The organism is Sphingomonas sp. CFBP 13728, from assembly GCF_014841895.1.
In the GTDB taxonomy this organism is placed as follows: domain Bacteria; phylum Pseudomonadota; class Alphaproteobacteria; order Sphingomonadales; family Sphingomonadaceae; genus Sphingomonas.
Genome location: NZ_JACYUS010000005.1, coordinates 103,273 through 117,687, shown reverse-complemented (window position 1 = coordinate 117,687; position 14,415 = coordinate 103,273). Strand labels below are relative to the sequence as shown.

At 67.7% G+C, this 14,415-nt stretch carries 10 protein-coding genes; 6 read left to right on the top strand and 4 right to left on the bottom strand.

What is annotated here, in order from left to right; all coding sequences use genetic code 11:
• Positions 1-119: 119 nt before the first annotated feature.
• The 3 genes from IFT67_RS17570 to IFT67_RS17560 all read right to left on the bottom strand — a co-directional run bounded on the left by IFT67_RS17570 (position 120) and on the right by IFT67_RS17560 (position 3,701).
• Complete coding sequence (locus IFT67_RS17570) at positions 120-776, bottom strand: ABC transporter ATP-binding protein (RefSeq protein ID WP_136191380.1); 657 nt, start codon at positions 774-776, stop codon at positions 120-122.
• Positions 777-846: 70 nt separating this feature from the next.
• Complete coding sequence (locus tag IFT67_RS17565; protein WP_132896869.1) at positions 847-2,229, bottom strand: efflux RND transporter periplasmic adaptor subunit; 1,383 nt, start codon at positions 2,227-2,229, stop codon at positions 847-849.
• Positions 2,229-3,701 carry an efflux transporter outer membrane subunit gene (locus IFT67_RS17560; protein WP_192239443.1) on the bottom strand — a complete coding sequence of 491 codons (1,473 nt, stop codon included), beginning with the start codon at positions 3,699-3,701 and terminating at the stop codon, positions 2,229-2,231. Before IFT67_RS17560 ends, IFT67_RS17565 begins: the two co-directional genes overlap by 1 nt.
• Before the next feature lie 654 nt (positions 3,702-4,355).
• Here IFT67_RS17560 and otsB point away from each other — a divergent pair.
• From otsB to IFT67_RS17545, 3 genes are read left to right on the top strand one after another with little or no spacing between them, the layout of a single operon-like run.
• Complete coding sequence (gene otsB / locus IFT67_RS17555; RefSeq protein WP_244647488.1) at positions 4,356-5,135, top strand: trehalose-phosphatase; 780 nt, start codon at positions 4,356-4,358, stop codon at positions 5,133-5,135.
• The gene (locus tag IFT67_RS17550; protein WP_192239442.1) at positions 5,132-6,928 is read left to right on the top strand and encodes a glycoside hydrolase family 15 protein; all 1,797 of its coding nucleotides are present in this window, start codon (positions 5,132-5,134) and stop codon (positions 6,926-6,928) included. The genes otsB and IFT67_RS17550 overlap by 4 nt, the downstream gene beginning before the upstream one ends.
• Positions 6,925-8,313 (top strand): alpha,alpha-trehalose-phosphate synthase (UDP-forming), encoded by a 1,389-nt coding sequence (locus tag IFT67_RS17545; RefSeq protein WP_056047374.1) that lies wholly within the window; start codon positions 6,925-6,927, stop codon positions 8,311-8,313. The genes IFT67_RS17550 and IFT67_RS17545 overlap by 4 nt, the downstream gene beginning before the upstream one ends.
• Positions 8,314-8,437: 124 nt before the next feature.
• Here the strand turns inward: IFT67_RS17545 and IFT67_RS17540 are convergent, their stop codons facing one another.
• A complete protein-coding gene (locus IFT67_RS17540; protein WP_192239441.1) occupies positions 8,438-9,535 on the bottom strand; it encodes a mechanosensitive ion channel family protein in 1,098 nt (365 codons plus the stop codon).
• A gap of 273 nt (positions 9,536-9,808) precedes the next feature.
• On the opposite strand from IFT67_RS17540, the gene IFT67_RS17535 reads away from it, so the two are divergent.
• The 3 genes from IFT67_RS17535 (at position 9,809) to IFT67_RS17525 (ending at position 14,315) form a co-directional block, all read left to right on the top strand.
• The gene (locus tag IFT67_RS17535; RefSeq protein ID WP_192239440.1) at positions 9,809-11,467 is read left to right on the top strand and encodes an MFS transporter; all 1,659 of its coding nucleotides are present in this window, start codon (positions 9,809-9,811) and stop codon (positions 11,465-11,467) included.
• Positions 11,464-12,633, top strand: a complete 1,170-nt coding sequence (locus IFT67_RS17530; RefSeq protein ID WP_192239439.1) for an HlyD family secretion protein — start codon at positions 11,464-11,466, stop codon at positions 12,631-12,633. Before IFT67_RS17535 ends, IFT67_RS17530 begins: the two co-directional genes overlap by 4 nt.
• A gap of 314 nt (positions 12,634-12,947) precedes the next feature.
• Positions 12,948-14,315 (top strand): efflux transporter outer membrane subunit, encoded by a 1,368-nt coding sequence (locus IFT67_RS17525; protein WP_192239478.1) that lies wholly within the window; start codon positions 12,948-12,950, stop codon positions 14,313-14,315.
• The last annotated feature ends 100 nt before the right edge of the window (positions 14,316-14,415 follow it).

Here is a 14,415-nt window from a genome sequence, read left to right as displayed (position 1 = left end):
TTCCGCTTGCGGGAGGGGTTGGGGGAGGGGCTGATCAAACAGACCGGACGCCAGTACGTACGTCGCGCCCTCCCCTGACCCCTCCCGCAAGCGGGAGGGGAATGCTTCGCGGGCGCCGCTCACGATTCCACCCTCTCACCTTGGCGGTGCTGGCTTTCGATGCGTTCCACCAGGCCGTCCTTGAAGTGGACCACCGTCCGCGCGAACGCGGCCATGTCGGGTTCGTGGGTGACCATCAGGACCGTGATGTTCTTCTCCGCGTTCAGCCGCGTGAGGAGTTGCATGATCTCGACCGAGCGTTCGCTGTCGAGATTGCCGGTCGGCTCGTCGGCGAGCAGCACGTCGGGGCTGGTCACCAGCGCGCGGGCGATCGCGACGCGTTGTTGCTGGCCGCCGGAGAGTTCGGCGGGCGTGTGATCCCACCAGTCCGCGAGCCCGACCGTGTCGAGGCTCGCCATCGCTGCGTCCCGGCGCGCGCGCTTTTCGTCGCCGCGGTAGAGCAAGGGTAGCTCGACATTCTCCAGCGCGGAGGTGCGCGAGAGGAGGTTGAAGCCCTGAAACACGAAGCCGAGATATTTCCGGCGGAGCAGCGCGCGCTGGTCTCGGTCGAGCGTCTCGACGTGATGGCCGCGGAACAGGAATGTCCCGTCGCTCGGCACGTCGAGGCAGCCGAGGATGTTCATCGTCGTCGACTTGCCCGACCCCGACGGCCCCATCACCGCGACGAAATCGCCCGCCGCGATGTCGAGGTCGACGCCCTTGAGCGCCTGGAACATCGTCGCGCCCTGCCCATACGTCTTGGTGACGCCGCGCAGGGAGATGAGCGGTTCGGCGGTGAGCGGCGCGTTACTGGCCACCGCCCCCACCCTTGCTCGCGCCGCCCGAGCGGCGGGGGCCGCCGCTGCGCTTGGCGTCGTCGCCGCCGCTCGCCAACTGCCCGGTGATGACCTGCGCGCCGGGCTGGAGATTGCCCGACAGGACTTCGGTCATCGTGCCGTTGGTGTCGCCGGTGGTGATCTGCACCGGCTGCGGCGTGCCGTCCGCGCCCTTGACGTAGATCGTCTGCTGCGCCCCGCGAGCGACCGTCGCGGTGCGCTCCGCACCACCGCCACGACGCGGACGGAAGGTCAGCGAGCCGGCGATACCGCCGCCTGCGTCGCCGGACGCCGCGGTCGGCTTGAAACGCAACGCGGCGTTGGGGACGAGCAGGACGTTGCGCTTGTCCGACGTCACGATGTCCGCGGTCGCGGTCATGCCGGGACGCAGCGTCAGCGACTGATTACCCACCGTCAGGTCGGCCGCGTACGAGACGACCTGCCCGGTGGTCGAGGTCGCGGTGGTCGAGGTCGACGAGGTGGCCGAGCTGACCGTCAGGTTCGAGCCGAGATCGACCCGGCTGATCGTCGCGGGGAAGGTCTGGCCGGGGAACGCATCCACCGTGAAGCTCGCCTTCTGGCCGATCTTGACCTCGCCGACGTCGGCTTCGTCGATCGCGACCTCGAGCTTCATCTTGGTGAGGTCTTCGGCGATCACGAACAGCGTCGGCGTGTTGAACGACGAGGCGACGGTCTGACCGGGATCGATCTGGCGCGCGAGCACCACCCCCGTAACCGGCGAACGGATGATCGCGCGTGCACGCTGCGTCTGGTTCTGCGCGAGGAGCGCGCGGCTGGCGACGACGTTGGCTTCGGCGACCTTCTGTGCGGCGACCGCGCGTGCGTAATCGGCGCGGCCGGTCTGGAGCTCGGTCTTCGACGGCACGCGACCACCCGATAGGCGCGAGACTTCTTCGAGACGGTTCAGCTGCGCGCGCGATTCGGCGACGGTGGCCTGTGCCTGCGCGACCTGCGCCTGGTTCGCCGCGAGCTGAGCGCTGGTCTGGCGGATCTGGTCGTCGAGCTGTTCGGGATCGATCAGCGCGAGCGGCTGCCCTGCGGTCACGCGGTCGTTGACGTCGACGACGACCTTGGTGACGAGACCCGACAGCTGCGAACCGACCGTGACCTGCGTGGTGGGCGCGAGTTTGCCGGTTGCCGAAACGCTGACGGTCAGGTTGCCGCGCTGGGCGGCCTGCGTGGAATATTGCGTCTGCTCCTTCGCGCCGAAGCACTTGGCGAGCAGCAGGCACAGCAGGACCACGCCGACCGCGATCACGACCCACTTCACGTAGCGTTTCCAGGGGGCCTGCGGCTTCACGCCGAGGAAGTCGTCGATCGATGCGTCGGCCATCAGCGTGCCTCTGGATTAGATTGGGGCGCTTCAGGGATCACGGTGGAGTCCCAGCCGCCGCCGAGTGCGGCATAGAGTGCGATCAACGCGGTGGCGGCGTCGGCGCGCGCCTGCGTGGCGCCGTTGCGGGCGGACAGGAGCGCGGTTTCCTGCTGGTTGAGCGTGGTGAAATCGGTGAGGCCGGTGCGGTACTGGCTGCGGCTGAGGATCGCGGAATTGTTCGAGGCGTCGAGCGCGATCGCGAACTGCCGCTCGCGTTCCTGCGCGGTCTGCAACGCGACGACGGCGTTCTCGACATCCTCCAGCGCGGTGAGGACGGTCGATTTGTAGAGCGCGAGCGCACCGTCGGCGGCGGCTTCGCTGGTGCGAACTTGGCTGCGCAGACGGCCGCCGTTGAAGATCGCCTGGGTCAGGCCGGCGAACAGGCTGCCGGTGATCGCGTCGCCGATGTTGCCGATCGACGTCGCGTTGGTGTTCAGGTTCCCGGTGATCGCAAGCGCGGGATAGAGCTGCGCCTTCGCGACGCCGATCCGCGCGGTGGCGGCGGCGAGCGCGCGCTCGGCCGAGCGGATGTCGGGACGCTGGCGGAGCGTGTCGCCGGGAATACCGACGCCGACCGCGGCGGGGCCGGTCGGGATCGCCTTGGCCGGTGCCATCATAGTGCGGAGCGCGCCGGGGGCTTGGCCGGTCAGCACGCCGATCCGCGCGACCGCGGCGGCATATTGCTGGTCGAGGCTCGGGATCGTCGCGGCGGTCTGCGCGCGCTGGGCGCGGGCCTGCTCGGCGTCGACGCTGGAGACGAGCCCGGCTTGGACGCGGAAGCCGGCGATTTCGAGGTTGTCGTCCTGGATCGCGAGCGAGGCGCGGGCGTTGGCGAGTTGCTGCTGGTACGAGCGAGCGAGGACGTAGTTGCGCGCGACCTCGCTTTCGACCGAGATCAGGACGGTGGCGTAGTCGTAGCCGGACGCGGCGTAATCCGCGCGGCTCGCCTCGACGGTGCGGCGGATCTCGCCGAAGACGCCGACCTGATAGCTGGCGCTGGCGCCGAGCGTGAAGCTGTTGGCGCCGCCGCCGCCGGTGTCGACGACGGTGCCGTCGGGCAGCGTGAACGACCGGCCGCCACCGCGGACGTTCTCGTTGCGCTGGTAGCCGGCCGAGCCATTGACCGTCGGAAGCAGCGACGCGCGGTTCTGGAGCAGGCTTTCGCGGGCTTGGCGAAGGCGGGCTACCGATTGTGCGATGTCGAGGTTGGCGGCGGCGGCCTGCTCGACGAGCTGGCCGAGGACGGGGTCGTCGAACTTCTGCCACCAGCGGGTGAGGTCTTCGGGCTTGGTCTCGGGAGTGACCGAGTATGCGTCGGGGACGCCCAGCTCTGCCGCCACCTTGGGGTGGTAGTCCGGGCCGACGGTGCAGCCGGCTAGCAGGACGGCCGCGGATACGGGTGCGATGAGGAGGGCGCGGACGCGGGACATGGGCGGCAGGCATGACCAAGCGGCTGGGGCTAGTCCAGCGGTTTTGTGTCGCGAGGTGTCGCAGGTGGGGTGGATTGGCGGGGGGCGCTGTTCCGTAATCGTTGCTGATGCGCGTCGCCTTTCTCGAGACCCAACTGTGCTTTTCGCATTCACCTTCGTCATCCCCGCGAAGGCGGGGATCCGGATGCTCTGGCGTCAGCGAGCTTGCGGTTAAGGTCTGCCCATGTGGGTTCCCGCCTCCTCGGGAATGACGGGAGAAGATCTGCGTCCGCATCCGCCACACACCACCACCCCGGCGAAGGCCGGGGCCCAATTGGGCGGACCGGGCTTATGAATGACTGTGGGCTATTACGACTGCCTTTCCTATTGGGCCCCGGCCTTCGCCGGGGTGGTGGTGGGTGCGGCGATGTGAGTGGTGAAAATGTGCCACGTCTTAGCGTTCATGCCTGCTTCTCCCTTTCCTGTTCCCCCGCGGAGGCGGGGGGCCAGGGTTACGGGCGTTGCGCTGCTGGGTCCTGGGCTCCCGCGTTCGCGGGAGAACAGGAAGGGTGGTCGCGCTTGCCGCAGCCACCCCACCCCACCCCAAAAATCGAACCGCACCCGTTCCAATTTTGCAGTGCAGCGGAACGGAGCGGTGGCGCTAGGGGTTCAGGGATGATGCTAGCCGAACGCCAGCCCGCGACTGATGTCCTCGCGCCGCCCCTTGCCGTGCCCGACGCCGTGAGCCTGTTCTTCGATTTCGACGGGACGCTCGTCGACCTAGCCGCAACGCCGGATGCGGTTGTGGTGAGCCAGATGCTGCTCGATACACTCGATACGCTCGCCGAGCGTTTTCCCGGTCGCGTCGCGATCATCAGCGGGCGGTCGATCGCGCAGCTCGACGCGATGCTTGGGCGTCACGCGCACCTGTTCGCCGTCGCTGGCAGTCACGGCGCGGAGACGCGCACGCCCGACGACGGCCATGTTGCCGCTGAGCGCCCCGCTTCGCTCGAAGCCGCTGCCGGTGCGTTTCGCGACTTCGCCGACGCTAACGGCCTCGTCTACGAAGCCAAGAGCCTCGGCGCCGGGCTGCACTACCGGATGGCGCCGGACTTCGAACCCGCCGCGGTCCGCCTCGCCGAAGACCTTGCCGCCACCCACGGCCTCACGCTCCAGCGGGGCAAGATGATGGTCGAGCTGCGCACCCCCGGCGACAAGGGTGCAGCCCTCCGCGACCTGATCGGCGCGCCGGCGATGGCGGGCAGCGTGCCGTATTTCTTTGGGGACGACGTCACCGACGAGGACGGGTTCGAGGCCGCGCGCGATCTTGGCGGGGCGGGCGTGCTGATCGGCGAGCAACGGCCTACCGCCGCCACCTACCGCCTGAACGACGTTGCCGCACTTCGCGACTGGATTGCTGCCATATTGGAAACACCCATGTTGGAAACACGATGACCGCACCTACCCAAAAAGCCGACATGAACCTGTGGCCGATCGGCAATTGCCAGGTCTCCGCGCTGATCGACAAGACCGGTACGTTCGTCTGGGGCTGCGTGCCCCGCGTCGACGGCGACCCCGCGTTCTGCGCGCTGCTCGGTAGCGATGCGCCAAAGACCGGGTTCTGGGCGATCGAACTGGAGGGCGGCGCGAAGACCACGCAGGCCTATATCCGCAACACGCCGATCCTGGTGACGCGGCACGAGGACGAGGCCGGCAACGCAGTCGAGGTGATCGATTTCTGCCCGCGCTTCGTGCGCGAAGGGCGGACTTATCGCCCGACCAGCTTCGTCCGGATCGTCAAGCCGATCGCGGGCTCGCCGCGGATCCGTATCCGCATGCGCGTCGCGACCAACTGGGGGCATGCGACCGAGCACACGCAGGGTTCGAACCACATCCGCTTCCTGATGGACGACCAGACGCTGCGGCTGACCACCGATGCGCCGGTCGGGCATATCGTCGGCGAGAACTGGTTCCGGCTCGAACGCCAGATGCACCTGTTCCTCGGCCCCGACGAGAGTTTCGCGGGCGTGCTGCACGAGGCGGCCGAGGCGATGCTGTCGCGGACCAAGGACGAGTGGCGCCACTGGGTGCGCGGGCTGGCGACTCCGGTCGAATGGCAGGACGTCGTCATCCGCGCGGCGATCACGCTGAAGCTGTGCCAGCACGAGGAGACCGGCGCGATCGTCGCCGCGCTCACCACCTCGATCCCCGAGCATGAGGGGTCGGAGCGCAACTGGGACTATCGCTACTGCTGGATCCGCGATGCCTATTACACCGTGCAGGCGCTCAACCGGCTGGGTGCGCTCGACGTGCTCGAGGGGTATCTCGAGTATTTGCGCAACATCGTCGACGCGTCGAAGGGCGGCCACGTCCAGCCGCTCTACGGTGTCGGCGGCGAGGCGACGCTGATCGAGCGGATCGAGAGCGACCTGCCGGGCTATCGCGGCATGGGCCCGGTCCGTGTCGGAAACCAGGCGTACGAGCAGATCCAGCACGACGCGTACGGCCAGATTATCCTGTCCGACGTCCAGGCGTTCTTCGACAAGCGGCTGTTCCGGATGTCGAGCGAAGAGGATTTCAAGAGCCTCGAACTGGTCGGCGACCGCGCTTGGGAGACGTACGACAAACCCGACGCGGGGCTTTGGGAGCTGCGCACCAAGGCGCATGTCCACACCTATTCGGCGGCGATGTGCTGGGCGGCGTGCGACCGGCTTGCCAACGCCGCCGAAGTGCTGGGGCTCGAGGATCGTCGGACGTTCTGGGAAGAGCGTGCGAACACGATCCGTAATACGATCGAGCAGTCGGCATGGCGCGAGGATACGCAGCGTATCTCGGCGACGTTCGGTGGCGACGATCTCGACGCGAGCCTGATCCAGTTGCTCGACCTGCGCTTCTTCGCGCCCGACGATCCGCGCTTCCAGTCGACGCTGAAGGCGGTCGAGGAGGGTCTGCGGCGCGGCAGCCACATGCTGCGCTATGCGACCGAGGATGATTTCGGCCTGCCGCACACCGCGTTCAACGTCTGCACCTTCTGGCTGATCGAAGCGCTGCATGCGACCGGCCGGACCGCCGACGCACGTGCGCTGTTCTGCGAGATGGTCGCGCGCCGGACGCCGGCCGGGCTGCTGTCGGAGGATATCGACCCGAATACCGGCGAGCTGTGGGGCAATTATCCGCAAACCTATTCGCTGGTGGGGCTGATCAACTGCGCGGTCCTGCTGAGCAAGCCGTGGAGTGCCGTCCGATGAGCCGCCTCGTCGTCATCTCGAACCGCGTCCAGTCGGTCGATGCGCCTTCGGGCAACCAGGGCGGCCTTGCGGTCGCGTTGCTAGCGGCGCTGCGCGAAAAGGGCGGGGTCTGGTTCGGCTGGTCGGGATCGACCACCGAGACCTTCACGGGGCACATCAATTTTCAGCAGGGCAAGGGCGTCACCACCGCGACGATCGACCTCGAAGAGCAGGATTTCGACGAATATTATAACGGCTATGCGAACCGGACCTTGTGGCCGCTGTTCCATTATCGGATCGACCTGACCGAGTTCGAACGCGACTTTTCCAGCGGCTACGCGCGCGTCAACAAGCGGTTCGCCGAGACGGTGCTGCCGCTGATCGAGCCCGAGGATCTGGTGTGGGTCCACGATTACCACCACGTTCCGCTCGGGCAGGAACTGCGCAAGCTCGGAGTCGAGAACAAGATCGGGTTCTTCCTCCACATCCCGTGGCCGCCGATGGCGATGCTGCTGTCGTTGCCGAGCCACCGTGCGCTGGTCGAATCGATGTTCGCGTACGACGTGATCGGGTTCCAGACGCAGGACTGGCTCGACAGCTTCCTGCATTACGTGACGAGCCAGCTCGACGGCGTGGTCGGTGAAGACGGCTGGGTGACGGTCGGCGACCGTACGATCAAGGCGATCACGACGCCGATCGGGATCGAAACCGCGGACTTCGAGAAGTCGGCGAACAGCGACGCGGCGCGGCATGCCAAGGAGCGGATGTACATGTCGGCGACCGGGCGCAGCTTGATCGTCGGGGTCGACCGGCTCGATTACTCGAAGGGTCTCGCGGAGCGGTTCGCTGGGTATGAGCGGTTCCTCGGGTCGCATCCGGACCGGCGCGGGCTGGTCTACATGCTCCAGATCGCGCCGCCTTCGCGTGAGAAGGTCGATACGTACCAGGAGATCCGCGCGAACCTCGATTCGATGTCGGGGCGGATCAACGGCGAATATTCGGACATCGACTGGACGCCGATCCGCTACGTCAACCAGGGCTTTCCGCGCGACGTGCTGGCGGGAATCTACCGTGCGGCGCGCGTTGGGTTGGTGACGCCGTTGCGCGATGGGATGAACCTCGTCGCGAAGGAATACGTCGCGGCGCAGGATCCGGAGGATCCTGGCGTGCTGGTGCTCTCGCATTTCGCGGGTGCGGCGACTCAGCTGAAGGATGCGGTGCTGGTCAATCCGTACAGCCCCGAGGAGATGTCCGACGCGATCGACCGGGCGCTGAAGATGCCGCTGGCCGAGCGGAAGGAACGCTGGGAGAAGCTGATCGACAACGTCCGGAAGGAGGACGTGATGTGGTGGTGCGAGCTGTTCATCACTGCGCTCGAGGCAGTGCCGGAGCACGTCGAGGCCTGACGGTCACGAGGCCCTCCAGTTTCGTCATCCCCGCGGAGGCGGGGACCCATAATCTAGGCCGGAGCGCCTCTATCGCGCCGCTAGCCAGTATGGGTTCCCGCTTCCGCGGGAATGACGACGGTGGTTAGAGCGGACTGTTTGCTGAGCCGCGGCTCACCGGGTCGGGCGCCATCAGCAGGCGGTTGCGTGGGATGGCTTCGGGCATTTCCTCGCGGATATACTTCAGCAACGCTTCTCGCACATCACATCGCAGATCGAACGCGATCGCCGCGTCCTTGGCGGTCATCAGCCCGCGCAGTTCGATACAGTCCGTCTTCACGTCGGTCACCTGGAGGTTGTAGAACCGCTTGTCCCAGCGCGGATTGGACGTGACGATCTCGCCCAGTTTCTCCCGCAGACGCGGCACGTCCGCGGACGGGTCTAGATACCAGAACACCGACCCCATCAACTGGCTCGTCTCGCGCGTCCAGTTCTGGAAGCTCTGTTCGAGGAACTTCGACACCGGCACGACGAGGCGGCGCTCGTCCCAGATCTTGATGACCACGAACGTCAGGTTGATCTGCTCGACGCGCCCCCATTCGCCGTCGACGATCAGCACGTCGTCGATCCGGATCGGTTCGGTGAACGCCATCTGCACGCCGGCGATCAGGTTCTTCAGCGCGGGCTGTGCGGCGGCACCGACGACGAGGCCGGCGATACCGGCGGACGCCATCAGCGTGACGCCGATCGAGCGGATGCCGGGGACGCTGAGCAGCATCAGGCAGACGCTGACGAAGATGATGAAGAACGTCCCGATGCGTCCGAGAATGGCGGCACGGGTGCGCTTGCGGCGGGCGCGGAGATTGTCCTCGACCGAGATGTCGGCGCGGATCTCGATCACGTCCTGGAATGCGCGCAGCGCGGCGACCGCGAGCCAGCCGAGCAGAGCGGGGACAAGGAAGCCGAGCAACTGCTTCCACAGATCCTCGATGTCGTTGTCCATAGGCAGGATCCGCGCGACGAACGCGACCGCGACCGAAACGAACACCGCGCGGAGCGGACGGCGGACGCGCGCGAGGACGAGACCGTCGGTCTTGGCGGTCGAGCGGCGCTGGGCATGGCCGCCGATTCGCATCGTCAGCCAGTGCGCGACCAGCGCGACGAGGACGGCCGCCGAGACGACGGCGACGCTCTCCAGCCAGACCCATTCGGGGGGTATGTGGAGCGATCTGAAAATGCGCATGTTAGCGCAACGGTTGGGTGGGCGCGCGAGTTCCGCTGCAGTGCAGCATTTTGCTCATTAGACTAGGATTGACCACCGGACAGTCACCACCCCGGCGAAGGCCGGGGCCCAATTGGGAAGGTCGCAGTAACGGCGGACTGCGCATCGTTACAGCCGTCCCCCAATTGGGCCCCGGCCTTCGCCGGGGTGGTCTGCTGATTTGATTCGCGTTGCCTACCGTCGAAAGCGTTCCTGGATGACGCCCCGCCCCGATCATGCCAGAACCGCCCAACCATGATCGCCCAGAGAATCAGACACTTCCTGAGCGAAGAGGACTGGCAGTTCGCCGAGCACGAACGCCCTGTCCTCCCCGGCTCCCCCGGTTCGCCGCTGCATCCGAGACACCGCCAGATCGCCTATGCGCTAATCGGCATCCTGCTCGGGCTGACGGTCGGCTTCGGCAACGCGCTCATCAGCGCCAACACGTACACACTGCAGGGCGCGCTCGGGCTCGATCCGGCGGAGATCGCGTGGCTGCCGACGGTCTACGTCATGACCAACGTCAGCATAAACCTGCTGATGATCAAGTTCCGCGCCCAGTTCGGGCTGCGGCCGTTCGCGATGATCTTCCTGATCCTCTACGTGCTGATCACGCTCGCGCATCTGTTCGTCCACGGCTTCGCGACTGCGATTGCGGTTCGCGCGATCAGCGGGATGGCGGGCGCGGCGCTGAGCAGCCTGTGCCTCTATTACGTGATGCAGTCGCTCCCCGCGAAATGGCGGCTGAAGGCGGTCGTGCTCGGCATCGGCATCCCGCAATGCGCGACGCCGCTCGCGCGGCTGTTCTCGCCGGACCTGCTGGCGATGTCGCAGTGGCGGACTCTGTACCTGTTCGAACTGGGCCTAGCGCTGCTGTCGCTCGCCGCGGTCGCAGCCCTCCGCCTCCCGCCGACGACGCGAAGCAAGGCGTTCGAGCCGCTCGACTTCCTGACGTTCGTGCTGTTCGCCGGATCGACCGCGCTGTTCGCCGCGGTGCTCGGGCTCGGTCGGATCGTGTGGTGGACCAACGCGCCGTGGATCGGCTGGGCGCTGATCGTGGCGATCCCGATGTTCGCCGCGGCGATCGTCGTCGAGCATCACCGCGCCAACCCGCTGCTCAACACCCGCTGGCTGGGCAGCGCCGACATCGTCCGCTTCACGATCGTGATCGTGATGGCGCGGATCGTGCTGTCGGAGCAGACCTATGCGTCGGTCGGGCTGCTGACGGTATTGGGCCAGAACAACGACCAGCTCGTGCCGTTCTTCCTGATCATCTTCGTCGCGTCGGTCGCCGGCGTGATCGCAAGCGCGGTGACGCTCGACGTCGAGCGGCTCGGGCATCCGATCATGCTGGCGATCGGCCTGGTCGCGGTGGCGGCGTGGTTCGATTCCTACGCGACCAGCCTGACGCGCGCGCCGCAGATGTACGTGACGCAGGCGATCATCGGCTTCTCCGCGACGTTCTTCCTCGGGCCCGCTTTGCTGTTCGGCATGACCCGCGCGCTGAAGGAAGGCGCCGGCCACATCATCAGCTTCATCGCGCTGTTCGGGATCATCAATTCGCTCGGCGGGCTTGGCGGCACTGCGTTGCTCGGCAGCTACCAGGTGATCCGCGAGAAGGCGAATAGCGTCGCGCTGGTCCAGCAGATCTCGCCGACCGACCCGATCGTCACGCAGCGCATTGCCGCAGGTGGCGCCGCGGTCAGCCGGGTGATCGTCGATCCGACCCTGCGCAATGCCGAGGGCGCCGCGATCCTCTCGCAAACCACGACGCGGGAGGCGAACGTGCTTGCGTATGACGACGTCTTCCGGTTGATCGCGGTCCTCGCCGGCGGCACGTTCGGGTATCTGCTGTTCCTGCTGGCGAGACGCGCGCGACGCGAACGACGGGCGCGGCTGGAGGGGACTACATGAGCGACGCACGCAGCCCGGTGGCCGAGGGGCCGGCGACCGAAGAAAAGCAGGCGGAGGTGGCCGCGACGACCGCTGCACCCGCCGCCCCGGTCACGCCGGTCGGCTCTGGCTGGCGACCGCAACCCCCCAGCCGCAATGTCATCATCATTATTGCCCTGCTCGCGATCGCGGGCGTATGCGCGGTGCTCGCGGCGTGGCGCCTGCCGCCGTTCGCGACCAGCTATCAGTCGACCGACAACGCCTATGTGCGTGGGCGGACGACGGTGATCAGCCCGCAGGTCAGCGGCTATGTGACGCAGGTGCTGGTGCGTGATTTCGCCGATGTGAAGCAGGGCGATCCGCTGGTGAAGATCGACGACCGCATCTATCGCCAGCGCGTCGACCAGGCTCAGGCGCAGGTCGATGCGCAGGCCGCGACGCTCGCCAACAGCCGGCAGACGGCCGCCAGCCGCGAAGCGACGTTCGCGGCGCAGGACGCCGCGGTCGCGAATGCCGAGGCGCAATTGATGCGCGCGCAGGCCGACATGGCGCGCGTCAACGATCTCGTGACCGACGGCTCGGTGTCGCTGCGCGAGCGAGACCAGACGCTGGCGGCGTTGCGCCAGGCGCAGGCACAGGTCCGGCAGGCCAAGGCCGCACGGGAGATCGCGCGGCAGGATATCCGTACGGTCGAGGTCGGGCGTGGTGGCCAGCAGGCAGGCGTCTCCGGCGCGGAGGCGGCGCGACAGCTTGCCCGGATCGACCTCGCCAACACCGTGATCCGCGCGCCCGAGACGGGGCGGTTGAGCGAGGTCGGCGTTCGGCTGGGGCAGTATGTGACGGCAGGGTCGCAGCTCATGTTCCTGGTGCCGCCCGAGACGTGGGTGATCGCGAACTTCAAGGAAGCGCAGACCGCGAAGATGGTGGTTGGGCAGCCGGCGTCGTTCACCGTCGACGGGTTGGCGAACGCGCGGCTGACTGGCCGTGTCGAGCGGATCTCGCCGGCGGCGGGGTCGGAGTTCGCGGTACTGAAGGCGGACAATGCGACGGGGAACTTCACCAAGGTGCCGCAGCGGATCGCTGTGCGGATTCGGGTGGATGGGGGGCAGCCGCTGAGCGCACGGTTGCGACCGGGGATGTCGGTGCAGGCTCGGGTGGATACGGCTGGCGGACCGGGGGTTCGATAATGGAGCCCAAACTTGGGGTAACGCCCGCTTCTTGTTCTCCCGCGAAGGCGGGAGCCCAGTCTGGGTCCCCGCCTTCGCGGGGAAACATTGCTTGCTTGGGCCCCGTCCGCAGCGACGGAAAAAGAGGTGGAAGTCCCACCCCAAACGGCCCCACCCCGGCGAAGGCCGGGGCCCAGTTGGGGGACGGTGGTAACGAAGCGCAGTCCGCTATTACTGCCACCTTTCCGCCTGGGCCCCGGCCTTCGCCGGGGTGGCGTGGCGTTGCGGGATGGCAGCGCGCAGTTGAGTGGCGGCGCGGCAAAACCGCCGCCGCCCTGACCCTCGCCCTCCTCGCCACCGCCTGTATCGGCCCCCGCCCCGAGGCGCCCGCCACCACAGCTGTAACCCCGCCCCCCGCCTGGCGCACCGCGCTCGGCCCCGGGGCACCGATCCGTGCGGACTGGTGGAGCGCGTTCGGCGACCCCGTCCTCACCGATCTCGTCGCCCGCGCGCTCGCCAACAGCCCCGACCTCGGCTCCGCCGCCGCGCGCATCGACGAAGCCCGCGCCGCCGCACGTCTTGCCCGCGCGCAACAGACGCCGCTGGTCAGCGGCTCGGCACCAAGCACCACCGGCCAGACCGTCAGCCCGCTCGGCACGCCCTCCGACGCGATCGGCGCGCAGCCGGGGGTGGCGATCAGCTACGACCTCGACCTGTTCGGACGCCTCCGCCTCGCGAGCCAAGCCGCCCGCGCGCAGTTGCTCGCTAGCGAAGCCGCGCGCGACACGGTGAGGCTCGGCATCGCGAGCAGCGTCGCGACCGGCTACATCACGCTCCGCGCACTCGACCTCCGCCTCGCCGTCGCGCGCCAGACGCTTGCGGCGCGTGCGGAGGGCTTGCGCATCGCCCGGCGACGCGCAGAGACCGGTTACACCTCGAACCTCGAATTGCGGCAATCGGAAGCGGAATATCACGCCACCGAACAGCTCGTCCCCGCCGCCGAACTCGCGATCAGCCGGCAGGAGAACGCGCTCAGCCTGCTGCTTGGCGACGTGCCGGGCCCGATCCCGCGCGGCCGCACGCTGGACCAACTCGCTGCACCGGCGATCCCGGACGGCCTGCCCGCCGCCCTGCTTCGTCGCCGCCCCGATCTCTACCAGGCCGAGCAGACGCTGGTCGCCACTGATCGCTCGCTCGACAGCGCACGCGCGGCGATGCTGCCGAACCTAGCGCTGACTGGCTCGGCGGGCGTGGTATTGTCGTCCGCGCTGGCCAACCCGATCGCAGTGTTCTCGATCGGCGCAAGCGTGCTCAGCCCGATCTTCGACGGCGGGCGTCTGGGCGCCCAAGCCGACGCCGCCACCGCGCGTCGCGACCAAGCCGCGTTCGCCTATCGGCGCACCGCGCTCCAGGCGTTCCGGGAGGTCGACGACAGCCTTGCCGGCGTCCAGCGCTCGGGGCAGCAGGCAGTCGCGCTCGCCGGGCAGCGCGACGCGCTTGCGGGCGCGCTGCGCAATGCGTCTAACCGGTACCGCGCGGGGTATTCGGCGTATATCGATCAGCTCGATGCGCAACGCGGTTTGCTGACCGCGGAGCTATCGCTCGTGCAGGCGCGCGCGGATCGGCTGACGGCGTATGTGACGCTGTACCAGGCAATGGGTGGCGGCTGGTCGCGCGCGGACGCCGAGGGGGTACGGCGCTAGTGTTCCCCGCGAAGGCAGGGGCGCAGGGTCAAGCAGCGCTGCGTTCGTAGTCCTGAGCATCCGCCTCCGAGTGAGAACTACGATGCATTTTCCTGCCACA

Bases quoted from the DNA above. Each gene is read 5' to 3' on its own strand.
- IFT67_RS17530 (WP_192239439.1), top strand. From the start codon at position 11,464: ATGAGCGACGCACGCAGCCCGGTGGCCGAGGGGCCGGCGACCGAAGAA.
- IFT67_RS17565 (WP_132896869.1), bottom strand. From the start codon at position 2,229: ATGGCCGACGCATCGATCGACGACTTCCTCGGCGTGAAGCCGCAGGCC.
- IFT67_RS17570 (WP_136191380.1), bottom strand. From the start codon at position 776: ATGTTCCAGGCGCTCAAGGGCGTCGACCTCGACATCGCGGCGGGCGAT.
- IFT67_RS17550 (WP_192239442.1), top strand. From the start codon at position 5,132: ATGACCGCACCTACCCAAAAAGCCGACATGAACCTGTGGCCGATCGGC.
- IFT67_RS17545 (WP_056047374.1), top strand. From the start codon at position 6,925: ATGAGCCGCCTCGTCGTCATCTCGAACCGCGTCCAGTCGGTCGATGCG.
- IFT67_RS17540 (WP_192239441.1), bottom strand. From the start codon at position 9,535: ATGCGCATTTTCAGATCGCTCCACATACCCCCCGAATGGGTCTGGCTG.
- otsB (WP_244647488.1), top strand. From the start codon at position 4,356: ATGATGCTAGCCGAACGCCAGCCCGCGACTGATGTCCTCGCGCCGCCC.
- IFT67_RS17560 (WP_192239443.1), bottom strand. From the start codon at position 3,701: ATGTCCCGCGTCCGCGCCCTCCTCATCGCACCCGTATCCGCGGCCGTC.
- IFT67_RS17535 (WP_192239440.1), top strand. From the start codon at position 9,809: ATGATCGCCCAGAGAATCAGACACTTCCTGAGCGAAGAGGACTGGCAG.